The sequence below is a fragment of the Streptomyces sp. NPDC001270 genome, from assembly GCF_042896695.1.
In the GTDB taxonomy this organism is placed as follows: domain Bacteria; phylum Actinomycetota; class Actinomycetes; order Streptomycetales; family Streptomycetaceae; genus Streptomyces.
Genome location: NZ_JBIAXM010000015.1, coordinates 180,911 through 202,523, shown reverse-complemented (window position 1 = coordinate 202,523; position 21,613 = coordinate 180,911). Strand labels below are relative to the sequence as shown.

The window sequence follows — 21,613 nt, the reverse complement described above, 5'->3', positions numbered from 1 at the left end:
CATCTGTGCACATTGATCAGTTTCTCAACTGTCGTCGCGGCGCGCATGTTGACGGTCCGAATGATGTACGCCCCTCAGGGCACCCCCGCGCCGTCCGGTCGCGGTCGGGAGCACACCTGGAGGTCGGGTAGAGTTTTCGCGTCAGCGGGCGCCGCTAGCTCAGTTGGTTAGAGCAGCTGACTCTTAATCAGCGGGTCCGGGGTTCGAGTCCCTGGCGGCGCACCACCACAGCATCATCGCAGCACTACGCTGACCTGGGCGTCCTCGATATCCGAGGGCGCCCGTTCGCGTTCCCCGGACACTCCTCCCCACCCCGCCCTCCTCCCTCACCGCGCCCCCCCTCCACTACCACCCCGCAAGGGGACCCCGCATCGAGGTCAGCCGCGGACGCACCTCCTGTCACATCCGCCCGGCGCACAAGACGCGCACGGCGCTCCGACTCGCCGGCGAGTCGATTGTTCACACGGACAAAGGATCTCTCGACAGCCTGGCCGGATACCCTCTGCCCATGCCAGCCCGAGATCTCCAGGAGCGGATCAAGAAGCTCATCGTCGACCGACGACTGCCCTCCGGGGCGCCACTGCCGACCGAGCCCGAGCTGATGGAGTTCCTCGGCGCGAGCCGGAACTCGGTACGGGAGGCGCTGAAGGCCCTCCAGGCGATGGGCATCGTGGAGATCCGGCACGGCTTCGGCACCTACGTCGGCCCGATGTCCCTCGCCCCCATGGTCGAGGGCCTCACCTTCCGCACGGTCGCCGGGCACCACCGGGGCGAGGACTCCCTGGTCCAACTGCTCGAACTGCGCGAGGCCATGGAGGCGGGCCTGGTCTCCCGGCTGGCCGGGCGGCTCCCCGCGGCCGACCTGGCGGAGCTGGCCGCGCTCGTCGACCGGATGGACGAGCGGGCCGAACGCGGGGCCGGCCTCGCCGAGACCGACCGGGCCTTCCACGCCGCCCTCTACCGCGGGCTGGACAACGTCCTGCTGAGCGAGGTGCTGGAGGCGTTCTGGGACGTCTTCCACCGCGTCCAGCGGGACTTGGTGGACGTGCCGCAGGATCCGCGGGTCACCTGCCACCAGCACCGGGAGATCCTGGACGCGGTCCGCTCCGGCGACGCCGTACGGGCGGAACAGGCCATAAGAGACCACTTCGACAACATCCGCGCCCGCCTGTCCACCGCTGGTCGGCGCCGTCCGCGGCCTCGGTGAACCGCGCGCCTCCCGTTCCGGGTTCTCCGGGCCGATCCACTCCCCCGTCGGCTGCTCGGCGATCCTTCTGATCCGGTCGGCGTCGGCGGACCTGCCGTCCTTCGCGTAGGCGGCGACCTGCCGGGCCGCGGTCCCGTCCGGGTTGACCCAGAACGGGTCGGCGGCCTTGGGCCGTTGGGTGATCGGGGCGCCCGCCCCGCCCGGCTCCTTCCCGTCGTCCGGCGACGAGCATCCGGCGACCAGCAGCGCCGCCCCCAGCACCACCGCGGACGCCCGTACGCGTGCCGGAACCGGCACCCCCCTGCTGCCGTACATCCAACTCACCCTTGGGTGCACCGCGCCAAGGCTCAATCGTGACATACCCACCACGAAGGGCACGAGGCCGCGATCCGTCCGGGGCCAGTCGCACGGTCGTCACAAGGGGGTGTGCCGGGCCGGCATCCGGCCACCTGTGGGGATGACGGAGAGCCACCGGTGCGGGACTTGGCGTCAACTCTCCCTAGGCCGGGGCTTCCTCGCCGTCTAGAGTTTCTTTCCAGAGGGGGTTCAGGCGGCCCCAGCCCCCGGCCGGCTGTGCGTCCACCGTGGTTTCCACCGGCCTCCCGCGCCGATCGCCGGGCCACTCCCGCAGCCCTGGCGTCCGCGGTCGAGGACCGGCCCGGCCGGCGGCTTCGGGGGGAGTTGGCCGCCGACCGGGCCAGGTGGTGGTGGGGGACACGACCGGCGTCTCACCGGCCGGTTCCGGTCAGATACGCCGACACCACCACGCTCGCCGGGTAGCCGTCGCCGGCCCGGTCGAAGTCGTCGCAGGTGACCAGCCGCAGTTCGGCACGGCCGGCCCGGCGCGGCCCGTACGCCTGCCCCGTGTCGAAGTGGTCGCGGGGAAGCACCCGTACGTCGTCCACGGTGAACTCGGCGACCGTGCCGTCGGCGCGGGCCACCCGGACCTGTTCGCCGGGCCGCATCGCACCGACCCGGTGGAAGACGGCGGGTCCGGTCCCGGTGTCCGCGGCGCCCACCAGGACGGCCGCCCCGGCCGCTCCCGGTTCGGTTCCGCCCCCGTGCCAGGCCACCGATCCGGACGGCTGGGTGCAGGACGGCGGGCCGGCCGCGTCCCGCCCGTCCGGGCCGCCGTCGACGACGGACGCCCGCACGCCGAGCACGGGGATCTCCAGGCGCTGCGGCGGCGCGTCCGGCAACGGCTCGGCCTGCGGCGGGAGTTCAGCCCCCGCGGGGCGTCCCACCGCGGCCATGTCGCCCGTCGCGGGGGCGAAGACCCCCGGCGGTACGTCGGCCGCCTCGCGGCCCCACAGCCACAGCCCGAGCAGCAGCAGCGCCCAGGCGATGCCGGTGACCAGTCGGCCGGCCCCGGTGGTTCGTACACGGTCTGACATGGCGGGCGGCGCTCTCAGTCCTTGCCGTCACGCTTGCGACGGACACTGCGCAGCCCCACGGCGACCGCGGCGACACCGACCAGGACGAACCCGATGATCGCCTGCACGAGGCCGGGACCGGTCGGGTGGGTGTCCACGGAGGCGAAGTAGGCGGTGTCCTCGGCGCCCACGTCGGCCGGGGTGCCGGAGGAGGCAGGGGACGCAGCAGATGCAGGGGATACGGGAGAGGGGGGAGCGGCGGAAGACACGGGAGTGGCAGGGGATGCGGAAGAGGGGGGAGCGGTGGGGACGGCGGTCGGTGGTGCGGCGCCGGAGTCGGCGCCGGTCACCGTGACCGTGCCGGTGAGCTGGGTGTCGCCGCAGGTGACCCGGATGTCATAGGGGCCGGGCGAGGCCGCCTGGCTGATCCGGCTCCGGCCGCCCAGCGTGCCGTCCGGACCGCTGAGGGTGCCGTCGGCGGCGAACGCCTCGGAGACCGCGGTGCCGGTCCGCGCGTCGCAGCCGCTGACCCGCACGGCCACGTCGCCGCCGGGGGCGGGGGCGGACGGGGCCACCGAGACCCCGCCGTCCGCCGCGTACGCCGACGGGGTGAGCACGGCGACGACGAGGATTCCTGTACCGAGAGTGAGGGGTAGTGAGCCCATCGTGAAACCTCCAGATATCTGGAGGCTCCCCCGGCAGCCGTCGGCCCGCATCCTCGGCGGCGTCCGCCTGCTCCGTTCGGGTCACAAAGGTTTCAGATGCGGTCGACGAGGTCCGCGATCGAGTCCACCACCTCGGACGGCCGGTACGGGAAGTCCTCGACATGCTCGGGCCTGGTCAGGCCGGTGAGCACCAGGTACGTCCGCATCCCGGCCTCCATGCCGGCCAGCACATCGGTGTCCATGCGGTCGCCGATCATGGCGCTGGTCTCGGAGTGGGCGCCGATCGCGTTCAGCCCCGTACGCATCATCAGCGGGTTCGGCTTGCCCGCGAAGTACGGCTTCTTGCCGGTGGCCTTGGTGATCAGCGCGGCGACGGCGCCGGTGGCGGGCAGCGGGCCCTCGGTGGACGGGCCGGTCTCGTCCGGGTTGGTGCAGATGAACCGGGCCCCGCCGAGGATGAGCCGCACCGCCCTGGTCATGGCCTCGAAGGAGTAGGTGCGGGTCTCGCCCAGCACCACGTAGTCGGGCTCCTGGTCGGTGAGTATGTACCCGATGTCGTGCAGGGCGGTGGTCAGGCCGGCCTCGCCGATGACGTACGCGCTGCCGCCGGGGCGCTGGTCGTCGAGGAACTGGGCGGTGGCCAGCGCCGAGGTCCAGATGTTGGCGACGGGCACGTCCAGGCCCATGCGGCCGAGCCGGGCGTGCAGGTCGCGCGGGGTCTGGATCGAGTTGTTGGTGAGGACCAGGAACGGGCGGCCGGAATCGCGCAGTTTCTTCAGGAAGGCGTCGGCGCCGGGGATCGGAATTCCCTCGTGGACGAGCACACCGTCCATGTCGGTGAGCCAGGACTCGATGGGCCTGCTGTCTGCCATGTGCTTCGGTCTCCTGGCATGCGTGTGAGTTTTCTGGGCGGGGGTGGCGGAACGACGGCGTGCCGACGACCCCAGCGTAAGCGCTCCACTGGGGTGACTGGGATGGGTGCGTTTTTTCCTGCGGGGGCGTCGGGGCTGGTCGCGCAGTTCCCCGCGCCCCTCCAAGGGGGCGACCCGGACAGATGCGTTCTCGCCCGCCGGAACATCGGGGCCGGTCGCGCCCCCGCCGCGGCGGAGCCGCATAGGAACAGGACCCCGCGCTCCTTTGGGGCGCGGGGAACTGGTCGGGGCGGGGTCAGGGCTGGGTGAGGCGTATCGCGTCGAGCACCCAGTACCAGTTGTTGCCGCCGGTGTACCGGAAGCGGAGGCGGGCGGTGGTGGCGCCGGCCGGGACCTGGAGGGTGACGGTCTCGGTACGGGAGGACACGTCGGCCGCCGGCCGCCAGGGTCGGTCCGGTGGCGATGAGGAAGGTCTGCCGTTCGGGGCTGCTGGAGCCGCCGTGGCCGCCCGCGTCGGTGTGCCCGTGGTCGGCGGTGATCATGATGAGCCAGTCCTCGTTGGCGTACGTGGCACGGGACTTGACGGCGGTGACCAGCTGGCCGACCTGGGCGTCGGCGGTGTGGACAGCGTCCAGGTACTGCTGGGAGGCGGCGCCGTGGCTGTGGCCCGCGTGGTGGATGTTGTCGAGGTGGACGAAGACCGCGTCGGGGTTGCCTCCCTTGAGTGTGGCGACCGCGCGCGAGGTGGTGCCGGTGTCGTACTCGGCGCTCGGCGTGGAGACGCGGGTGTCGGCCTTCACCGAGAACACGGTGTCGGTGATCGGCGCCCAGGAGGAGACGGCGTACGTGCTGAGCGAGGGCTTCGCGGTCTCGATCCGGGTGAGGAAGTCCGGGTACTGGCTGAACTTGTTGCCGCTGAGGGTGTTGTCCTTGACGTTGTGCTTGTCCGGCCAGACACCGGTGATGATCGTCGACCAGCCGGGGCCGGAGAGGGGGGCGCGAACGGGTTGGCGTAGATGCTGCTGGGCGCGGTGAGGCCGGCGGCCGTCAGGGCGTCCAGGTGGGGCGCGTCGGCGTCCTTGATACGGCTCAGCAGGCAGCCGTCGAGGCCGATGACCAGACCTTCGGGGTGCGGGCCGCGGCATGGGCGAGGCCGGCGAGCGGCTCCGCCGAGACGGCGAGGGCGACCGCGGATCCGAGCAGGGCACGACGGGAGACACGGGACGACACGGGAACCTCCGGTTGCGGGTGGGCTGGACCTTGCGGACCGGGCCGGCCGCGCGGAGGGGCTCCGTGCGGCCGGCCCGAGCGGGGCCGTGGGGCCCCTGTTCGGGTGAAGTCGCGGGCTTGCGGAGCGTGTTGCCGGGCGGAGGGGGTCAGCTTCCGGTGGCCGACTTCCAGTCCTCGACGTACGACGTCAGGTTCTGCTCGATGTCGGCCCAGTCCGGCTCGAACACCTCGACCCCGTCCATGATCTTGGTCAGGGCGATGGCGTCGGCGTCGGCGGCCTTGACGTCCTGGCGGGCGCTGAAGCCGCCGCCGACCTCGCTGACCTCCTGCTGGGCCTGCCGGCCCAGCAGGAAGTCGAGGAGCTTCCTGCCGTTGTCGGAGTGCGGGGCCTTGGTGACGAGGCCGGCCGCGTACGGCAGGGCGAAGGTGGTGGGCTTGCCGCCCTGCCCGGCGGGGAACCAGATGCCGAGGTTGGGCATGGTCTTGGACTGCGCGTAGTTCATCTGCACGTCGCCGTTGGCGACGAGCAGTTCGCCCTTGTCCACCTTGGGGGCGAGCTTGCCGGTGGAGGCGGACGGGCCGACGTTGCTGGCCTGGAGCTTCTTCAGGTAGGCGAGGGCCGCGTCCTTGCCGCCGAAGTCGTGCATGGCCTTGATCAGGACGGCGGTTCCGTCGCCGGCGACGCCCGGGGTGGAGTACTGGAGCTTGTTCTTGTAGCTGCCGTCGAGCAGTTGCTCCCAGGTGGTGGGGGCCTGCTTCAGCTCCTTCTTGTTGTAGATGAACCCGAAGTAGTTGTTGACGACGGAGGTCCAGGTGCCGTCGGCCGCCTTGTCGGCGCCGCCGACCTGGTCGGCGCCCTGCGGGGCGTACTTCTGGAGCAGGCCCTTGCCGTCGGCCTGCTGGATGAACGGCGGGAGGGTGACCAGCACGTCGGCCTGCGGGTTGCTCTTCTCGCGCAGGGCGCGCTGGACGACCTCGCCGGAGCCGCCCTCGACGTAGTTGACCTTGATGCCGGTCTGCTTCTGGAAGTCCTTGAAGATCTTGTCGTACCAGCCGTCGCCGTTCTCGCCCTTGAGGCCGTCGGCGCTGTAGACGGTGACCTCCTTGGCGTCGGAGCCGGTGGAGGTGCCGGAGCAGGCGGCGAGCAGCGGGGTCGCGCACAGCGCGAGGGCGAGGGCGAGCTTGGCGCCGTTCTTGGGCATGGCGGACTGAACTCCTTGCGGGGAAGCGGGGGATGCTCGACGGGAGGGGGTGAGCCGGATCAGCGGAACGAGGCTCGGGTGCGGATGCGGGCGATGACGAGCAGGACGAGCAGCGTCGCCGCCATCAGGACGACGGCCAGGGCGGAGCCGGCGAACAGGGCGCCGCGGTCGGTGGCCGAGTAGATCAGGACCGGAAGCGTGGTCCAGTCGGGCGGATAGAGCATCATCGTGGCGCTCAGTTCGCCCATGGACAGGGCGAAGCAGAGGCCGACGGCGGCGGTCAGCGAGGGCAGCAGCAGCGGCAGCTTGATGCGCCACAGCACCCGGCCGGGGCCTGCGCCGAGCGAGGCCGCGGCCTGTTCGTAGGCCGGGTCGAGGCGGGTCAGGGCCGCCGTGACGGACTGGTGGGCGAACGCCGTGACCAGCACGGTGTGCGCGAGGAAGACGATCCACCGGGTGCCGTTGAGCAGGATCGGCGGCTGGGAGAAGGCGACCAGGACCGCCAGGCCGACCACCACGGAGGGGACGGCGACCGGGAGCACGAACAGGGCGTCGAGCACGGTGCGCAGGCGCCGGCCGAGGGTGGTGCCCGCGAGGGCGGCCCAGGTGCCGGCGACGAGGGCCAGCAGGCTCGCGCCGGCGGCGGTGAGCAGGCTGGTGGTGAGCGCCTGGAGGGCCTCGCCGCGGGTGGCGGCCGTGTAGTTGCCGGTGGTGAAGCCGGACGGCAGCACGCTCGACCAGTTGGTCGCGAACGACGCGGCCAGGATCACCAGCAGCGGCAGCGCGAACAGGGGCAGGAAGAGGACGAAGAACACCGTCCAGGCGGTCCACTTGCCCTTGCGGCTATGCACGAGCACGGCGGCTCACCACCCGGTACAGGCCGTACAGGCCGACGGAGATCAGGACGTTGACGACGGCGACCACACAGGCGCCCGGGTAGTCGGACTCCAGGATCGCCTTGCTGTAGACGAGCATCGGCAGCGTGGTGACGCCCTTGGCGCCGGTGAACAGCACGATGCCGAACTCGTTGAGGCACAGGACCAGGACGAGGCTGCCGCCGGCGGCGAGCGCGGGCAGCGCCTCGGGCAGGACGACCTGCCGTACGATCCTGGCCGGCCGCGCGCCGAGGCTGGCGGCGACCTCCAGTTGCCCGGTGTCGAGCTGGGAGAACGCGGCGAGCAGCGGGCGCATCACGAACGGTGTGAAGTACGTGATCTCGGCGAGCAGCACCCCCCACGGGGTGGTGAGGAACTGGAAGGGCCCCTCGGCGGCGCCGGTGACGTCCGTCCACGCCCCGTTGGCCATGCCGACCCTGCCGTAGACGAACAGCAGGGCCAGCGTGATCAGGAAGGACGGGAAGGACAGGAAGACGTCGATGAACCGGGAGACCGCCCTGGCCCCGGGAAACGGCACGAAGGCGATGACCAGCGCGAGCACGAACCCGAGGACCAGGCATCCGGCGGTGGCGGCCAGCGCCAGCCACACGGTGGTCCACAGCGCCTCGCGGAAGGCCCCGGAGGCGAAGACGTCGGCGTACGGCTGGAGCGAGGTGCCGCCGCTGTCCGGGTGCACGGACTGCTCGACGACCAGGGCGAGGGGGTAGAGGAAGAACAGGACGAGCAGCGCGACGGGCGGCAGGACCGTCCACGCGAGGGTGCGCGGAGAAGGGCGCGGGGAAGGGCGCGGGGAAGGGCGCGGAGAACCGCTCGGGGAACTGCGCGGCCGGCCGCGGACCGGCCGCGCCCGGCGGACGGCCTCAGTCATCGCCGGCTCCCAGGGGCAGCAGCACCGCGTCCTCGGCCGCGAAGTGCAGTGTGACGGACGCGCCGTGGGCGGGCGGTTCGCGCAGTTCCCGCAGGTCCGCCATGATCCGGTGCCCGTCGACGTCGACGTGCAGGCGGTGCGTGGCACCCCGCCACTGGATCTCGCCGACCGTCCCGGTGAGCTGGTTCGGGCCGCCGCCCAGGCCGACGAGGTGGGGCCGCACGCACAGCGTGGCCCGTGCCCCGGGCACCGCGCCGCCGGTCGCGACCTCGATCTCGGCACCGCCGAAGGACACCCCCCGCTCGCCGACGGTCACCGGGAGCAGGTTGGCGTTGCCGACGAAGGAGGCGGTGAACTCGGTGCGCGGCGCCCGGTACAGCTCCAGCGGGGTGCCGACGTCCTGGAGCCGGGCCTTGTCCAGCACGGCGATCCGGTCGGCGAGGGTCAGCGCCTCCACCTGGTCGTGGGTGACGTACAGGATGGAGACGTCGGGCAGCTCGCGGTGGAGCCGGGCGAGTTCGGTGAGCATCCCGGAGCGCAGCCGGGCGTCGAGCGCGGACAGCGGCTCGTCGAGGAGCAGCACGTCCGGGCGGATGGCGAGGGCGCGGGCGATGGCCACCCGCTGCTGCTGTCCGCCGGACAGCTCCCGCGGATAGCGGCGCGCGTACGCCGCCATCCCGGTCAGCTCCAGCGCCTCGGCGACCCGGGTGCGGATCTCGCTCTTGGCGGCCCTGCGCGCCTTCAGGCCGAAGGCCACGTTGTCCGCGACCCGCAGGTGCGGGAAGAGGGCGTACTGCTGGACGACCATGCCGATGCCCCGCCGGTGCGGCGGCAGGTCCGTGACGTCCCGGTCGCCGAGGAACACCCGCCCGGAGGTGGGCCGTACGAATCCGGCGACCGCCCGCAGCGCGGTGGTCTTGCCGGAGCCGGACGGCCCGAGCAGGGCCATCACCTCGCCGGGCTCGACGGTCAGGTCGAACGAGTCGAGGACGACGTTGCCGTCGTAGGCGACCGTGACGGAATCGAACCGGATGCCCATCTCACCGGACCTCCGTGAGCAGGCCGGGCAGTCCGGCCACCGAGTCCAGGACGTGCGTGGCGCCGGCCGCCCGGAACTCCGCGTCCCCGTGCGCCCCGGTGCGTACCCCGGCCACCAGGCCCGCCCCGGCGCGCAGTCCGCTCAGCACGTCGTAGGAGGTGTCGCCGACCACGGCGACCTGGCGTACGTCGTCGGCGGCCCCGGTGCGCAGGAACGCCGCCAGGACCATGTCCGGGTACGGCCGTCCGCGCCCGCCGGCGTCGGCCGGGCACAGGGTCAGCGGCACCAGGTCCCGCCAGCCGAGGGCGCCGAGGATGGCGTCCTGGGTGATCCGGGCGAAGCCGGTGGTCAGGACGACGGTCCGGCCGTCGGCGCGCAGTCGCTCGATCGCCGCGCGGGCACCGGGCACCTCGGCGATGCGACCGCCGTCGACGAGGTCGCCGTACGCCTTCTCGAAGGCTGCGTTCGCGCGCTGGGCGCGGCTCTCGTCGCCGAACAGGTGCCGGAAGACGGAGATCTTGGACTCGCCCATGGTGGCGCGGACGTAGGCGAGCTTCTCGGCGTGGTCGGCGGAGCCGGGCTCGACACCCAGTTCGCCGGCGGCGGTCTCGAAGGCCAGCTCGACGAGGCCGCCGTCGGCGACGGTGGTGCCGGCCATGTCGAGGACGACGAGCCGGACACCGGTCGGCCGCGGGTTCCGCGGAGCCTGCGGACCCTGCGGGTTCTGGTCGGTCTGCGGGTTCTGATGGGTCTGCGGGATCCGGTCGGTCTGCGGGATCCGGTCGGTCTGCGGGGGCACTGTTCTCACCAGCCCAGTTCGTCGGCGGTCGTCTCGGCTATCGCGGGCGCGCAGGTCATGCCGCGCCCGCCGGGCCCGGTCACCAGCCACACGCCGTCGCGCACCCGCTGCCGGTGCACGACCCGGCCGGGGTCGGTGCACTGCGCGTACACCCCGGCCCAGCGGCGCCGGATCCTCGGCAGCGGGCGGCCGAGGAAGGACTCGACGACCGAGGTGAGGTGGTCGTAGGGGTCCTCGACGGTGTCGAAGGCGAAGGGGTGCTCGTACTCGTGGGTGTCGCCGATGGTCAGGCCGCCGTCGGCGCGCTGCACCATGAGCAGTTGCATCCGGTGGGCGGCGGCCGTCCCGGGCTGCGGCTGCCGGGCGTTGAGTTCGTCCAGGGCCGGGGAGGCGTACGCCGGGTAGTACCGGAAGCTGTCCGCGTCCGCGACCGAGGTGGGCAGCGGCTCGCCCAGCGGGTCGGTCTGCATCATCTGCAACCGCACCCGGCGCACGGGCAGTCCGGGTCCGGCCAGCTCCCGCACCAGACCGCCCAGCCAGGCGCCGGTGCACAGCACGACCGCGTCCGCGGCGTGCACGTCGCCGTGGTCGTCCCGTACGGCGCCGGGGCCGACGACCTCGCGCACCTCACGCCCCGGCAGGAAGGTGTAGCGCGGGGACTTCAGCAGCTCGGCGCGGAGGGCGAGCTGGGCGGTGCGCGGTTCGACGGCGGCGTCCCGCTCGCAGTGCAGGGCGGCGGTGAACTCGCCGCGCAGCGCGGGGTTCAGGCTGCGTGCCGCACGGGGCGTCAGCAGCGCGTATCCGCGTTCGCCCGCGTCGGGCCGGGCCGCGGCGGCCTCGGCCACGGCGAGTTCCCGGGGACTGCGGACCGGGGTGAGGGAGCCGTTGGCACGGAATCCGAGACCGGGAACCCGGCCGCCGATCGTCTCCCACAGCTCCCGGGCCCGCAGGGCGGTGCGGAGTTCGTCCCCGCCCGCGCGTCCGCTGACCCAGAGCTGCCCGAAGTTGCGCAACGAGGCGCCGCGCGCCTCGGCCTCCCGCTCGATCTGGACGACCGTGTGGCCACGTTCCACTGCCTGCCAGGCGTGCATGGTGCCCAGCACGCCCGCTCCTACGACTGTCACTCTCACGGCGGCAACGCTCCTCGCGATCGGGGAACCGGAAAGGTCCGGCTGACAACGAGAGCGTGAACGACCTATCAAGTTTGGGCTAGACCCGTTATCCTTTTGTGATGTCGAGAGGGGGTGGGCGAGTGAGCCGGACGACGGTGGCCGGCCCGTTGCGCGGGCGGTGGTTCAGCCGGTGAGGCGGGCGGTGACTGCACCTGTGAGACGAGCGGTGACCGCACTTGTGAGACGGGCCGTGGCTCAACCCGTGCGGTGGGTGGGTCTCAACCCGTGAGGTGGGTGGTGAAGGAGAACCGGTCCCCCCGGTACAGGCTCCGCACCCGCTCCAGGGGAAGCCCCGCGCCGTCCCGGGACACCCGGTGGATCAGCAGCATCGGCAGGGCCGGCGGGGTGCCGACGAGCAGGGCCTCGCGCGGGGTGGCCAGTACGGTCTCGATCCGCTCGTCGGCGTCACCGAAGGCGATGCCGCGTTCGCGGAGATAGGCGTAGAAGGAGGAGTCGGGCTCGAAGTCGGCGTCCAGCCGCGGTACCCGCGCGACCGCGACATAGGTGCTCTCCAGGCCGACCCGCTCGTCGTCCGCGAGCAGGACGCGCTCCAGGTGCCACACCGGCTCACCGCGGGTCAGACCGGTCTCGGCGGCGAGCGCGTCCGGGCAGGGGAAACGGTCGAGGGAGACGAGCGTACGGCCCGGGGTGCGCCCCTGCCGCCGTACGCCCTCGGTGTAGCTGGCCAGCGAGAGCGGCTGCGCCAGCTTGGGCCCGGCGACGACGGTCCCCCGCCCCTGCCTCCGCAGCCGTCCCTCCAGCACCAGTTCGCGCACCGCCTGCCGTACGGTCTCGCGCGCGACCTCGAACCGGTCGGCGAGGTCCCGCTCGGTGGGGATGAGACTGCCCTCCCCCAGCTCCTCCACGAGGACGGCGATCCGTGCCTTCACCGCGTAGTACTTGGGGATGCGCCCGTGCTCGGGGATGCCGGAGCGGACGGGGGCGCCTGGTGCCTGGTCGTTCGGGTAGTCCACGCAGGGATCGTCGCAGACGGGCGCCGCCGCGGTGGGCGGGGACCCCGGGTAGGGCACGATCGTGCGCGGGCGGGCGGAGTGCGGGTGGGCGGCGTGCGGACGGGCGGGCCGTGCGTGGTGCCGGCCGTACGCGGGCCGCGGCCCTTCACGTCAACGGTCCTTCCGGCCACGGCGCTTCCCGGCTACGGTCCTGCCCGGCGGCGGTCCCTCCCGGTCGTGCTCGGCTTCCCCGTACGGCACTTGACGCCACGTCAGCCCGCGACAGCCCGCGGGCTCGCCTCTTCCGCCCACCGGCAGGCGCCCATGCCCGGCCCCGGCGGCGGAGCAGGCCCGGAACAGACCCGGAGCAGACCCCGTTGAAACGCCGCCCCGGCCGACCGCTCCATGCGGCACGACCGACCCGACCCTCGCGTGCGTGCCCCGGTGCCAGGACCGGTCTCAACCGTCCGGCCGGCCGAACAGCGGTGCCAGCAGCAGATGCGCGGCGCCCTTCGCGACCCCCCGGCCCCCGCCGGGGGCGAGGCGCACCGGGACCGCGTCCCCGAGGGCCCCCTCCCGCCGGGCCCGTTCCGCCAGTACGGCCTCGACCCCCCGCACGAACTCCCCCGGTGCCGCCGCCACCGTCCGGCCTCCCAGCAGTACGAGGTCGATGTCCAGCAGCCCCACCAGGTTCGCCGCTCCCGCGCCCAGCACGCGGGCCGCCTCCGCCAGGTCCCCGCGGGCCACGGCCGCCAGGCACAGCGCCTCGACGCACCCCCGGCCGCCGCACGTGCACACGGGCCCGTCGAGCTGGATGACCTGGTGGCCGAACTCCCCCGCGCCGGTTCGCGCGCCCCGGTGCACGCTCCCGCCGATCGCCAGTCCGGCGCCGAGCCCCGTACCGAGGTGCAGGTACGCGAACGAGCCGCCCTCCCCCGCGACCGCCAGCCCGAGCGCCGCCGCGTTCGTGTCCTTGTCGACCACCACGGGCCGCCCGAGCCGCCGTGCCAGCGCGTCCCGCAGCGGGAATCCGTCCCACTCGGGGAACCCGGTGACCCGGTGCAGCACACCCCGCGTGTGGTCCAGCGGGCCCGGCAGCGCGACCCCGACCCCGAGCAGCGGCCCCCGCGAGCCGGGCAGCAGTTCCTCGACCTGCCGGGCCGTCCGCTCGACGACCGCCGCCGCCCCGCCTCCCAGATCCAGCCCGGACCGGGTCTCGGCCACCACCGCTCCGGCGAGGTCGCAGAGCACCGCCCGTACCTCGTCCCGGTCCAGGTGCACCCCCACCGCGTGTCCGGCCCCCGGCACCAGCCGCAGCACCGTCCGCGGCTTCCCGCCGGTCGACGCGCGCCGCCCCGCCTCCGCCGCCAGCCCCTCCGCACGCAGCCGGGCGGTGATCTTGCTGACCGCCTGCGGGGTCAGCCCGGTGCGCTCGGCCAGCTCCAGCCGGCTGATCCCGTCGCTCCCCGCGGTGCGCACCAGATCGAGCACGAGCGCGGTGTTGTGACTGCGCAGGGCGAGCAGGTTCGCGCCCGCCCCACCGCCCACAGCACCTGCGCCCGCAGCACCTGCCGCTCCGCCCACGCTGCCTGCCGCGCCGCCCGCCCCGGCCGCACCGCCGTCCGCCCCGGTCCCGGTCCCGGCGGCGGCGCCGACCGCCCCCGCCGCGCTCCTGAAGGCGGCCGACCGGCCGCCGTCACGCCGCCCGGCGCTCGCTGCGCGCTCCACGCTCTCCCCGTACTCCCGGTCCACGTACTCCCTGTCCGCCCGTTCCACACCCCCATTCTCTCCGGCACCTTGCACTTTGGAAACAGCGTTGCGAAAGTGGCTGCATGACAACTGGTACGACTGGCACCCCCCTGCGCGTGGGCCTGATCGGCTACGGCCTGGCGGGCTCCGTCTTCCACGCCCCGCTGATCTCCGCCACGGACGGCCTCGCCCTCGACACGGTGGTCACCGCGAACCCCGAACGGCAGCGGCAGGCCCGCGCCGAGCACCCGGACGTACGGCTCGCCGCCGACCCCGACGAACTGTTCGACCGCGCGGACGGACTGGACCTGATCGTCATCGCGTCGCCGAACAAGACGCACGTCCCGCTGGCCACCGCCGCCCTCAAGGCGGGCCTGCCGGTCGTGGTGGACAAGCCACTGGCCGGCACGGCCGCCGAGGCCCGGGAGCTGGCCGCCCTCGCCGAGCAGCGCGGCCTGCTGCTGTCGGTCTTCCAGAACCGCCGCTGGGACAACGACTTCCTGACCCTGCGGGGGCTCCTGGCGGAGGGCGCGCTGGGCGAGGTCCAGCGGTTCGAATCCCGCTTCGAGCGCTGGCGTCCGCAGCTCAAGGGCGGCTGGCGCGAGTCCGGCGACCCGGCAGAGATCGGAGGTCTGCTCTACGACCTCGGCAGCCACACAGTCGACCAGGCCCTGGTCCTGTTCGGCCCGGCCACGCGCGTGTACGCCGAGTCGGACGTGCGCCGCCCAGCCGCCGAGGCCGACGACGACACGTTCATCGCGATCACCCACGCCGGCGGTGTCCGCTCTCACCTGTACGCCTCCGCCACCACCGCCCAGCTCGGTCCCCGTTTCCGGGTGCTCGGCTCGCGCGCGGGCTATGTGAAGTACGGCCTCGACCCGCAGGAGGCGGCGCTGCGCGAGGGGCGGCGGCCGGGCCCCGGCTGGGGCACCGAACCCGAGTCCCTGTGGGGCCGGATCGGCTCCGGGGAGTCGCCGCTCACCGGCGGCGGCACGCCCGTACCGACCCGGCCCGGCGACTACCCGGCGTACTACGCGGCCATCGCCGAGGCGCTGACCGGTGCCGGTCCCAACCCGGTCGGCGCACTGGCCGCGGCCGACGCCCTCGACGTACTGGAGGCGGCCCGCCGCTCCGCCCGCGACGGTGTGGCGGTGACGCTGTGAGCCGCCACCCGCAGGGCGGACCGGGGTCCGCCGCCGAGGCCGCCCCGAGCATCGAGGAGTTGGAGGCACAGCAGCACCGGCTGGTCTTCCGCCGGTTCACCTGCGACGACGCCTGGGCCCTGGGCTCGCTCCTGGTGGAGCTGGCACGGGCGCGCCATGCCCCGGTGGCGATTGACATCCACCGCGCCGGCCAGCAGCTCTTCCACGCGGCGCTGCCCGGGTCCACCCCCGACAACGACGCCTGGATCGCCCGCAAGCGCCGCGTCGTGGAGCGCTACAGCGCCCCGTCCTACCTGGTCGGCGCCCGTTTCCGGGCCAAGGGTACGAGCTTCGAGGACTCCTCCCGACTCGACCCGGACGTGTACGCGGCGCACGGCGGCTCGTTCCCGATCACCGTCGCGGACGTGGGCGTGATCGGCGCGGTCACCGTCTCCGGCCTGCCGCAGCTCCAGGACCACCGCCTGGTGGTGGAGGCACTGGAGCGTTTCCTGGACATCTGACACCCCACGGGACCATCCCGAGGCTCCCTCCGGTTGAACCGCCAGAGCACTCAGCGATCATGGAACGACACGCACCCGGAGGGAACGGAACCATGAGCACCGCCCTGAAGGAATCGGTCGGCCGGTACGGCATCTGGAGCGTCGGACTCCGCTCGGAGGAGCCGGACCGGCGACCGGAACTCGCCGCTGCCGCCGCCGAACTCGAACAGCTCGGGTTCGGCGCCGTCTGGCTGGGCGGCAACAGCGCCGCCCGGCACTCGCTGCCCCTGCTGGAGGCCACCTCCCGGCTGGTCGTCGGCACCAGCATCCAGAGCATCTGGGACTACGGCGCCGAGACCAGCGCCGCCGCCTTCGCCGAGGTGGAGGCGGCCCATCCCGGCCGCTTCCTGCTGGGCCTCGGGGTGAGCCACGCCAGGCGCGCCGAGCAGTACCGCCGCCCGTACTCGGCCCTGGTCGAGTACCTGGACGCGCTGGACGCGGCCGGGGTCCCGGCCGGGCGCCGGGTCGTGGCGGCGCTCGGCCCGAGGAGCCTGGACCTGGCCCGCGAACGCACCGCGGGTGCCATCCCCTACCTGGTCACCCCCGAGCACACCGCGCAGGCCCGCCGGATCCTGGGCGAGGAGCCGCTGCTGGCGCCGGAGTTCAAGGTGGTCCTGGAGACGGACCCGGACCGCGCCCGTGCCCTGGCCCGGGACAGCCTGGCCATGTACCTGACCCTGCCGAACTACACCAACAACTTCCTGCGGCTCGGCTTCACCGAGGACGACCTGGCGGCGGGCGGCAGCGACCACCTGATCGACGCGCTGTTCGCCTGGGGCGACGACGCCAGGATCCGGGACCGCATCGACGCCTTCCACCAGGCGGGCGCCGACCACGTGGTCCTCCAGGTGGTGACCGACGGCCCCCGAGACGCCCTCCCCCGCCCAGCCTGGCAAAAACTCGCCACCATCCTGCCCTGACCCACCTTCCCCCACCCCGTCCAGGCCCCCACAGGAGCGCGAGGAACCGCGCGCCCCCACGCATAGACGCGAGGGGAACTACGCGCCCAGCCCCCACACACATACGCGCGCGGAGAACTACGCGCCCAGCCCCCCACACACATACGCGCGCCGAGAACTACACGCCCAGCCCCCCATAGGGGCGCGAGGAACTGCGCGCCCAGCCCCCACAACCCGCACCCACCCACCCACGCAACCACCCCCACCCACCCCTCCAGCCGCACGGAGAACGACACCCCCCACCCTCAGGGGCGCGGGGAACTGCGCAAAAAAACCCGCACCCCCACTACCCGCACCCGAACACACCCCCGTCCCCCATCCCCACCCCCCAGGGGCGCGGGGAACTGCGCAAAACCACCCCCCACCCGCACCCAAAAACCACCCCCACCACCCCACCACCCCGTATTTCCCCGCCCCACCCAGCGGAGCGCTACGCGTTGGCGAAAACCTGCCGCTGCCTCCCCAACCCCTCGATCTCCAACTCGACAACATCCCCGCCCCGCAGATACGGCTTCGGCTCGGGCTGCCCCAGCGCCACCCCCGCGGGCGTACCGGTGTTGATGACATCCCCGGGGTACAGCGTCATGAAGTGGCTCACGTACCGGACGACCTCCCCCACCGGGAAGATCTGCTCGGCGGTGGTCCCGTTCTGCTTCAGTTCGCCGTTGACCCACAGCCGCAGCGGCAGGTTCTGCGGATCCGGCACCTCGTCCGCGGTCACCAGCCACGGCCCGAGCGGATTGAACGTCTCGCAGTTCTTGCCCTTGTCCCAGGTCCCGCCGCGCTCGAACTGGAACTCCCGCTCGGACACGTCGTGCGCCACCGCGTACCCCGCGACATGCGCGAGCCCGTCGTCCGCCGACTCCAGGTAGCGGGCCGTACGTCCGATGACGACGGCCAGCTCCACCTCCCAGTCGGTCTGCTCCGACCCGCGCGGCACGAGCACGGTGTCGTCCGGCCCGACGACCGTGTCCGCGGCCTTGAAGAAGACGACCGGCTCGGCGGGCGTCTCGGCACCCGTCTCCCGGGCGTGGTCGTGGTAGTTCAGGCCGATGCAGACGACCTTTCCGATCCGCGCGAGCGGCGGCCCGATCCGCAGTCCGGCCGCGTCCAGCACGGGCAGGTCGCCGGCGTCGGCGGCGGCCCGGACCCGGCCGAGCCCGGCCTCGTCGGCGAGCAGCGCCCCGTCGATGTCGCCGACGAGCCCCGACAGGTCCCGCAGGGTCCCCGCGGCGTCCAGCAGTGCGGGCCGCTCCGCCCCGGCCGTACCGACTCGCAGCAGCTTCATGGTCACCATCTCCCTCGGTCAAGGATCCCGTCCGACGGCCACAGCCATCGGAGGTCTGGTCGATCCTCCAAGGTCGAGATCAAGTCCGCAACCACCGGTTCACGTACTGGAACACAGCCGGGGCGTTCACCGCGGTGCACCGGCGCGCTCACCGGTACCCCCACCGACCGGACCGGACACCCCACCGGGGCACCCCGTCAGTGCAGCGGAGGTGCTCACCGGTACAGCAGCACCCGCTCGACGGCGGTCCACGTCGTGCTGGTGACCACGTACAGCGCGGCGGCGAGCGGCACCACGGCCACGGTCAGGAGCGTGAAGTACGACATGAACGGCATGGCCCGGCCGACCGCCGCGAGCCCGGGAGCCGGCGCGTTCCCGGCGGGCACCGCGGCGTCGGCCGCCATCGTCCGCTTCGTACGCAGGCAGTTGAAGGTCGCGACGGCGGCGACGACGGCGAACAGGCCGAGGTAGACGGCGCCGGACACGCCGAACACCCCGCCGTCGACGAGGGCGTCCGTCCACCGCCCGCCGAGCGGCGCGGCGAACAGCTGGTGGGTGAGCAGCCCGTTGGTCCGGCCACCGACCGTGGTGTTGGAGAAGAGGTGGTAGAGGAGGAAGAAGGCGGGCAGTTGGAGCAGGCTGGGCAGGCAGCCGGACAGCGGCGACACCTTTTCCTCGGCGTGCAGTTCCCGTACGGCCTGCTGGAACTTCTCCGGGTTCTTGCCGTGCTTCTCGCGCAGTGCGGCGACCTTGGGCTGGAGCGCGGCGCGGGCCCGCTGCCCGCGGGCCGCCGCCCGGGACAGCGGATGCACCAGCAGCCGGACGAACGCGGTGAACAGGATGATCGCGGCAGCCGCCGCGGAGGCGTGGAAGATCGGCTGGAGCAGCTCGGCGAGCTGCTCGACAAGGCGGGCGAAAACGGACATGGGTGAGCCCTCCGGGGGTCTCGTCGTGCCGGGAGAGGACGTGCGTGACGGCATGACGACCCACGCGGGGTCACCTACGTTGACGTATCCGGGTGGGGCCCTACGCGGTGGTCGCCGGGAGGGCGCGCCCCGGTGCTCTGGGCCGCGGCCGGCCGGAGGCATCGGGATCCCGCTGGGGCAGGAAGGCGGTGCGGCGGTCCCGGTCGCGGATGGCCGTACGCACCCGAGTGGGCGGTACGGCGGGGGCGCAGCGGGCGGCGACGAGGGTGCAGACGGCGAGCGCCGAGGCGGCGGCCGCGGTCGCCGCGAGCGCGACGGTGGCGCTCAGGACGCCGGTGTCGAGGAGGGCGACTCCGAGCAGCAGGAACAGCAGGACGGCGGCAGGGCGCAGGCCGGACCGGCTACGGACCATCGGCCTGCCCTCCCCTCACTCGTACGTCCTTGCGCGCCATGCGTGCTGCTGCTGCCGGTTGTACCGCAACCCCACCGGTCCGCGCCACGGCCCCCGCGAGCGGAACCGCCCCACACCATCCGAGTCGCATCCCGCGCGGACGGCACCGCACCCCCTGCGGACGGCCGGCCCCGCACCCCGCGATCTACACCCCGTCCACACCTCATCTACATCCTGTCGCCCGACCCGCCCGACGGTCCGGTCTCGATCGTCAGGGGTTCCAGCAGCCGCTTCGGCCGCAGGAGCGCCCGGCTGACCGGATCGGCCGGATCGGGGTCGAGTCCCGGCCCCGGCACGATGACAACGTCCGCGACGGGCACGAAGGTTCCGCAGGCCGGGCATTCGCCGTACGGCCCGAGTTCCGTGCCGCAGTCCACGTGCCGGTACGAGCGCAGTTGTGTCTCCTGGAAGTGCTCGCGCCCCCAGCGCCCGAGGGTCCGCAGCACCGGCCACAGCGCGGTCCCGCGCTCGGTCACCACGTACTCGTCCCGCGGCGGCGACTCCTGGTACCGGCGCCGTTCGAGGATCCCCTGCTCGGTCAGGGTCTTCAGCCGGGCCGACAGGACGGCGCGCGGGATGCCGAGGTGGACGAGGAAGTCGTTGTACCGGCGGACGCCGTAGAGCGCGTCGCGGACGACGAGCAACGTCCAGCGCTCGCCCACGACTTCCAGCGCGCGGGCGATCGAGCACTCCTGCGTCACGTAGTCCTTGCCCAGTGCCATGGGGACCACCTTAGCCAGTTTCCGACACCTTGGTTCAATGAACGAACTTGCCATGCTACGGTACCGCCCATGGGTAGGTTCAATGAACGAACTCTTATACGGGCGGCCCCCCGGAACGCCCCGCGCGGCCCGGCAACCCCGGTAGCCGCCGCCCAGCCGTCAAGACACCCCCGGCCCGCCGTCACCCTGGCCCTGACCAGCGCCGCGACGGCGGTGACCCTGATGACGTACACCGCTCCGATGGTCACGCTGCCGGAAACGGCGGCGGACCTGCACACCCCGTTGTCCGCCCAGGCATGGCTCCTCAACGGCGCCCCGCTGGGACTCGCCGCCCTGCTCCTGGTGGCCGGCAGCCTCGCCGACGACTACGGCCGGCGCCGGATCTTCCTCTCCGGCACGCTGGCCCTCGGCATCACCACGGCCCTCGGCGGCCTGACCACGTCGACCTGGGCCTTCACCCTGGCCCGCGCCGCCCAGGGTGCCGCGAGCGCGGCGATCCTGGCGAGCAGCCTGGGCCTGCTGGTGACCGCCTACCCGAGCCCGCGCGGAAGGCTGCACGCGACCGGCGTGTGGGGCGCGTTCGTCAGCGGCGGCATCGCGGTCGGCCCGCTGGTCTCCGGCGCCCTGCCCGACTGGCGGCTCGCGTACGTGGTCCTGGGCGCGGCGGCACTGGTGATCGCGGGACTGGGCATCCGCGGACTGTCCGAGTCGCGCTCGCCGCGGGGCGGACGGCCGGACGCCGCCGGGGCCACGGCCTTCGGCCTCGCGCTGGTCGCCCTGGTCGCGGCGCTCACCCTGGGCCGGGACGGCTGGCTGCGGGCGCCGGTCGGCCTGCTGCTGGCGGCGGCCGTGCTGCTGGCCGGGGTCTTCACCGTCGTCGAACGGCGGGTACGGACCCCGATGATCGACCTGAACCTGCTGCGCAGCCCCCGCTTCCTCGCGTCCTCGGCGGGCGGCCTGTTCACCGGCCTGGCGGTGATCGGCCTGTTCAGCTATCTCCCGGCGCTGATGCAGCAGACGCTGCGCCTGTCGCCGCTGGCGACGGCGTGGCTGTTCCTGCTCTGGTCCGGGCTGTCCTTCGCGGTGGCCTTGCAGGCGAAGCGGCTCGCGGGCCGGGTGCCGCCGCGCCGGCAGCTGGCGATCGGCTTCGTCCTGCACGCGGTCGGCACGCTGACGATGCTGGGCGCACTGGCCGCGGACTCCTGGGTGCGGCTGCTGCCGGGACTCGTGATCGGCGGGGTGGGCAGCGGTCTGCTCAACGCGGCGCTCCCGCTGCTGTCGGTGGAGTCGGTACCGGCCGAACGGGCGGCGATGGGTTCCGGCGCCCAGCAGACCTTCCGCTACATCGGCTCCTGCGCCGGGGTGGCCCTGACCATCGCGCTGGCCACGTCGTCCGGCGCCGGCCTGGCCCGGGGCGCGAACCTCGCGATGACGGTGTCCGCGGGGCTTGCGGTGCTGGGCGCGGTGAGCGTGCTGGCACTCCGGGACCGGGACCGGGACCGCGCCTGAGACCGCGCCCGGGAGCGCGGCTGAGACCGCG

The 21,613-nt window shown here is 73.2% G+C and carries 22 protein-coding genes, 1 tRNA gene and 2 pseudogenes; 6 read left to right on the top strand and 19 right to left on the bottom strand.

Annotated elements, in window-relative coordinates; translation table 11 throughout:
- The first annotated feature begins 148 nt into the window (after positions 1 to 148).
- Positions 149 to 225 (top strand) — tRNA-Lys (locus ACFY2B_RS25560).
- 283 nt (positions 226 to 508) lie between these two features.
- On the top strand, positions 509 to 1,207 hold the full coding sequence (locus tag ACFY2B_RS25555) for a FadR/GntR family transcriptional regulator (RefSeq protein WP_390765391.1): 699 nt from the start codon (positions 509 to 511) through the stop codon (positions 1,205 to 1,207).
- Here ACFY2B_RS25555 and ACFY2B_RS25550 read toward each other — a convergent pair.
- The 15 genes and pseudogenes from ACFY2B_RS25550 to ACFY2B_RS25480 form a co-directional block, all read right to left on the bottom strand.
- Positions 1,185 to 1,522 (bottom strand): annotated as a pseudogene (locus ACFY2B_RS25550) (endoglucanase); the annotation flags it as partial. The gene ACFY2B_RS25555 and the pseudogene ACFY2B_RS25550 sit on opposite strands and share 23 nt — an antisense overlap.
- 413 nt (positions 1,523 to 1,935) lie before the next feature.
- A complete protein-coding gene (locus ACFY2B_RS25545) occupies positions 1,936 to 2,601 on the bottom strand; it encodes a sortase domain-bontaining protein (RefSeq protein WP_390765390.1) in 666 nt (221 codons plus the stop codon).
- 14 nt (positions 2,602 to 2,615) lie between these two features.
- On the bottom strand, positions 2,616 to 3,245 hold the full coding sequence (locus ACFY2B_RS25540; RefSeq protein ID WP_390765389.1) for a hypothetical protein: 630 nt from the start codon (positions 3,243 to 3,245) through the stop codon (positions 2,616 to 2,618).
- Between the two features lie 92 nt (positions 3,246 to 3,337).
- Positions 3,338 to 4,117 carry an HAD-IIA family hydrolase gene (locus ACFY2B_RS25535; RefSeq protein ID WP_390765388.1) on the bottom strand — a complete coding sequence of 260 codons (780 nt, stop codon included), beginning with the start codon at positions 4,115 to 4,117 and terminating at the stop codon, positions 3,338 to 3,340.
- Positions 4,118 to 4,412: 295 nt separating this feature from the next.
- On the bottom strand, positions 4,413 to 4,544 hold the full coding sequence (locus ACFY2B_RS25530) for a hypothetical protein (RefSeq protein WP_390765439.1): 132 nt from the start codon (positions 4,542 to 4,544) through the stop codon (positions 4,413 to 4,415).
- A 142-nt stretch (positions 4,545 to 4,686) separates the two neighbouring features.
- Positions 4,687 to 5,262: pseudogene (locus ACFY2B_RS25525) on the bottom strand (alkaline phosphatase family protein); the annotation flags it as partial.
- Positions 5,207 to 5,347 carry a hypothetical protein gene (locus ACFY2B_RS25520; protein ID WP_390765387.1) on the bottom strand — a complete coding sequence of 47 codons (141 nt, stop codon included), beginning with the start codon at positions 5,345 to 5,347 and terminating at the stop codon, positions 5,207 to 5,209. The gene ACFY2B_RS25520 and the pseudogene ACFY2B_RS25525, both read right to left, overlap by 56 nt.
- A 146-nt stretch (positions 5,348 to 5,493) precedes the next feature.
- Complete coding sequence (locus ACFY2B_RS25515; protein ID WP_390765386.1) at positions 5,494 to 6,549, bottom strand: 2-aminoethylphosphonate ABC transporter substrate-binding protein; 1,056 nt, start codon at positions 6,547 to 6,549, stop codon at positions 5,494 to 5,496.
- A 59-nt stretch (positions 6,550 to 6,608) separates the two neighbouring features.
- Positions 6,609 to 7,406, bottom strand: coding sequence for an ABC transporter permease (locus ACFY2B_RS25510; RefSeq protein ID WP_390765385.1), 798 nt, complete (start codon positions 7,404 to 7,406; stop codon positions 6,609 to 6,611).
- Positions 7,393 to 8,313, bottom strand: coding sequence for a 2-aminoethylphosphonate ABC transporter permease subunit (locus ACFY2B_RS25505; protein WP_390765384.1), 921 nt, complete (start codon positions 8,311 to 8,313; stop codon positions 7,393 to 7,395). The genes ACFY2B_RS25510 and ACFY2B_RS25505 overlap by 14 nt, the downstream gene beginning before the upstream one ends.
- Positions 8,306 to 9,352, bottom strand: coding sequence for an ABC transporter ATP-binding protein (locus ACFY2B_RS25500; protein WP_390765383.1), 1,047 nt, complete (start codon positions 9,350 to 9,352; stop codon positions 8,306 to 8,308). Before ACFY2B_RS25500 ends, ACFY2B_RS25505 begins: the two co-directional genes overlap by 8 nt.
- Before the next feature lies 1 nt (position 9,353).
- Positions 9,354 to 10,010 carry an HAD family hydrolase gene (locus ACFY2B_RS25495; protein ID WP_390765435.1) on the bottom strand — a complete coding sequence of 219 codons (657 nt, stop codon included), beginning with the start codon at positions 10,008 to 10,010 and terminating at the stop codon, positions 9,354 to 9,356.
- Positions 10,011 to 10,156: 146 nt separating this feature from the next.
- Complete coding sequence (locus tag ACFY2B_RS25490) at positions 10,157 to 11,281, bottom strand: TIGR03364 family FAD-dependent oxidoreductase (RefSeq protein ID WP_390765382.1); 1,125 nt, start codon at positions 11,279 to 11,281, stop codon at positions 10,157 to 10,159.
- Positions 11,282 to 11,541: 260 nt separating this feature from the next.
- Positions 11,542 to 12,297: a GntR family transcriptional regulator gene (locus ACFY2B_RS25485; protein ID WP_390765381.1), complete on the bottom strand. Its 756-nt coding sequence runs from the start codon at positions 12,295 to 12,297 to the stop codon at positions 11,542 to 11,544.
- Positions 12,298 to 12,735: 438 nt separating this feature from the next.
- The gene (locus ACFY2B_RS25480; RefSeq protein WP_390765434.1) at positions 12,736 to 13,860 is read right to left on the bottom strand and encodes an ROK family protein; all 1,125 of its coding nucleotides are present in this window, start codon (positions 13,858 to 13,860) and stop codon (positions 12,736 to 12,738) included.
- A 248-nt stretch (positions 13,861 to 14,108) separates the two neighbouring features.
- Between ACFY2B_RS25480 and ACFY2B_RS25475 the strand changes: the two genes are divergently transcribed.
- The 3 genes from ACFY2B_RS25475 to ACFY2B_RS25465 all read left to right on the top strand — a co-directional run bounded on the left by ACFY2B_RS25475 (position 14,109) and on the right by ACFY2B_RS25465 (position 16,647).
- On the top strand, positions 14,109 to 15,188 hold the full coding sequence (locus tag ACFY2B_RS25475) for a Gfo/Idh/MocA family oxidoreductase (RefSeq protein ID WP_390765380.1): 1,080 nt from the start codon (positions 14,109 to 14,111) through the stop codon (positions 15,186 to 15,188).
- Positions 15,185 to 15,688 (top strand): heme-degrading domain-containing protein, encoded by a 504-nt coding sequence (locus tag ACFY2B_RS25470; RefSeq protein ID WP_390765379.1) that lies wholly within the window; start codon positions 15,185 to 15,187, stop codon positions 15,686 to 15,688. The genes ACFY2B_RS25475 and ACFY2B_RS25470 overlap by 4 nt, the downstream gene beginning before the upstream one ends.
- A gap of 92 nt (positions 15,689 to 15,780) precedes the next feature.
- Complete coding sequence (locus ACFY2B_RS25465) at positions 15,781 to 16,647, top strand: LLM class F420-dependent oxidoreductase (protein ID WP_390765378.1); 867 nt, start codon at positions 15,781 to 15,783, stop codon at positions 16,645 to 16,647.
- A 469-nt stretch (positions 16,648 to 17,116) separates the two neighbouring features.
- On the opposite strand, the gene ACFY2B_RS25460 is transcribed toward ACFY2B_RS25465, so the two are convergent.
- The 4 genes from ACFY2B_RS25460 to ACFY2B_RS25445 all read right to left on the bottom strand — a co-directional run bounded on the left by ACFY2B_RS25460 (position 17,117) and on the right by ACFY2B_RS25445 (position 20,073).
- Complete coding sequence (locus tag ACFY2B_RS25460; RefSeq protein ID WP_390765377.1) at positions 17,117 to 17,974, bottom strand: fumarylacetoacetate hydrolase family protein; 858 nt, start codon at positions 17,972 to 17,974, stop codon at positions 17,117 to 17,119.
- 215 nt (positions 17,975 to 18,189) lie between these two features.
- Positions 18,190 to 18,900 (bottom strand): YidC/Oxa1 family membrane protein insertase, encoded by a 711-nt coding sequence (locus tag ACFY2B_RS25455; protein ID WP_390765376.1) that lies wholly within the window; start codon positions 18,898 to 18,900, stop codon positions 18,190 to 18,192.
- 100 nt (positions 18,901 to 19,000) lie between these two features.
- On the bottom strand, positions 19,001 to 19,312 hold the full coding sequence (locus ACFY2B_RS25450; RefSeq protein ID WP_390765375.1) for a DUF6412 domain-containing protein: 312 nt from the start codon (positions 19,310 to 19,312) through the stop codon (positions 19,001 to 19,003).
- Between the two features lie 206 nt (positions 19,313 to 19,518).
- Positions 19,519 to 20,073, bottom strand: coding sequence for a winged helix-turn-helix transcriptional regulator (locus tag ACFY2B_RS25445; protein WP_390765374.1), 555 nt, complete (start codon positions 20,071 to 20,073; stop codon positions 19,519 to 19,521).
- A 69-nt stretch (positions 20,074 to 20,142) separates the two neighbouring features.
- Here ACFY2B_RS25445 and ACFY2B_RS25440 point away from each other — a divergent pair, with 69 nt between their 5' ends.
- A complete protein-coding gene (locus ACFY2B_RS25440; protein WP_390765373.1) occupies positions 20,143 to 21,582 on the top strand; it encodes an MFS transporter in 1,440 nt (479 codons plus the stop codon).
- The last annotated feature ends 31 nt before the right edge of the window (positions 21,583 to 21,613 follow it).

What these genes read in the sequence shown, in the direction of transcription:
- ACFY2B_RS25555 (WP_390765391.1), top strand. Translation starts at nt 509, where the DNA reads ATGCCAGCCCGAGATCTCCAGGAGCGGATCAAGAAGCTCATCGTCGAC.
- ACFY2B_RS25545 (WP_390765390.1), bottom strand. Translation starts at nt 2,601, where the DNA reads ATGTCAGACCGTGTACGAACCACCGGGGCCGGCCGACTGGTCACCGGC.
- ACFY2B_RS25540 (WP_390765389.1), bottom strand. Translation starts at nt 3,245, where the DNA reads ATGGGCTCACTACCCCTCACTCTCGGTACAGGAATCCTCGTCGTCGCC.
- ACFY2B_RS25535 (WP_390765388.1), bottom strand. Translation starts at nt 4,117, where the DNA reads ATGGCAGACAGCAGGCCCATCGAGTCCTGGCTCACCGACATGGACGGT.
- ACFY2B_RS25515 (WP_390765386.1), bottom strand. Translation starts at nt 6,549, where the DNA reads ATGCCCAAGAACGGCGCCAAGCTCGCCCTCGCCCTCGCGCTGTGCGCG.
- ACFY2B_RS25505 (WP_390765384.1), bottom strand. Translation starts at nt 8,313, where the DNA reads ATGACTGAGGCCGTCCGCCGGGCGCGGCCGGTCCGCGGCCGGCCGCGC.
- ACFY2B_RS25500 (WP_390765383.1), bottom strand. Translation starts at nt 9,352, where the DNA reads ATGGGCATCCGGTTCGATTCCGTCACGGTCGCCTACGACGGCAACGTC.
- ACFY2B_RS25495 (WP_390765435.1), bottom strand. Translation starts at nt 10,010, where the DNA reads ATGGCCGGCACCACCGTCGCCGACGGCGGCCTCGTCGAGCTGGCCTTC.
- ACFY2B_RS25475 (WP_390765380.1), top strand. Translation starts at nt 14,109, where the DNA reads ATGACAACTGGTACGACTGGCACCCCCCTGCGCGTGGGCCTGATCGGC.
- ACFY2B_RS25465 (WP_390765378.1), top strand. Translation starts at nt 15,781, where the DNA reads ATGAGCACCGCCCTGAAGGAATCGGTCGGCCGGTACGGCATCTGGAGC.
- ACFY2B_RS25460 (WP_390765377.1), bottom strand. Translation starts at nt 17,974, where the DNA reads ATGAAGCTGCTGCGAGTCGGTACGGCCGGGGCGGAGCGGCCCGCACTG.
- ACFY2B_RS25455 (WP_390765376.1), bottom strand. Translation starts at nt 18,900, where the DNA reads ATGTCCGTTTTCGCCCGCCTTGTCGAGCAGCTCGCCGAGCTGCTCCAG.
- ACFY2B_RS25450 (WP_390765375.1), bottom strand. Translation starts at nt 19,312, where the DNA reads ATGGTCCGTAGCCGGTCCGGCCTGCGCCCTGCCGCCGTCCTGCTGTTC.
- ACFY2B_RS25445 (WP_390765374.1), bottom strand. Translation starts at nt 20,073, where the DNA reads ATGGCACTGGGCAAGGACTACGTGACGCAGGAGTGCTCGATCGCCCGC.
- ACFY2B_RS25440 (WP_390765373.1), top strand. Translation starts at nt 20,143, where the DNA reads ATGGGTAGGTTCAATGAACGAACTCTTATACGGGCGGCCCCCCGGAAC.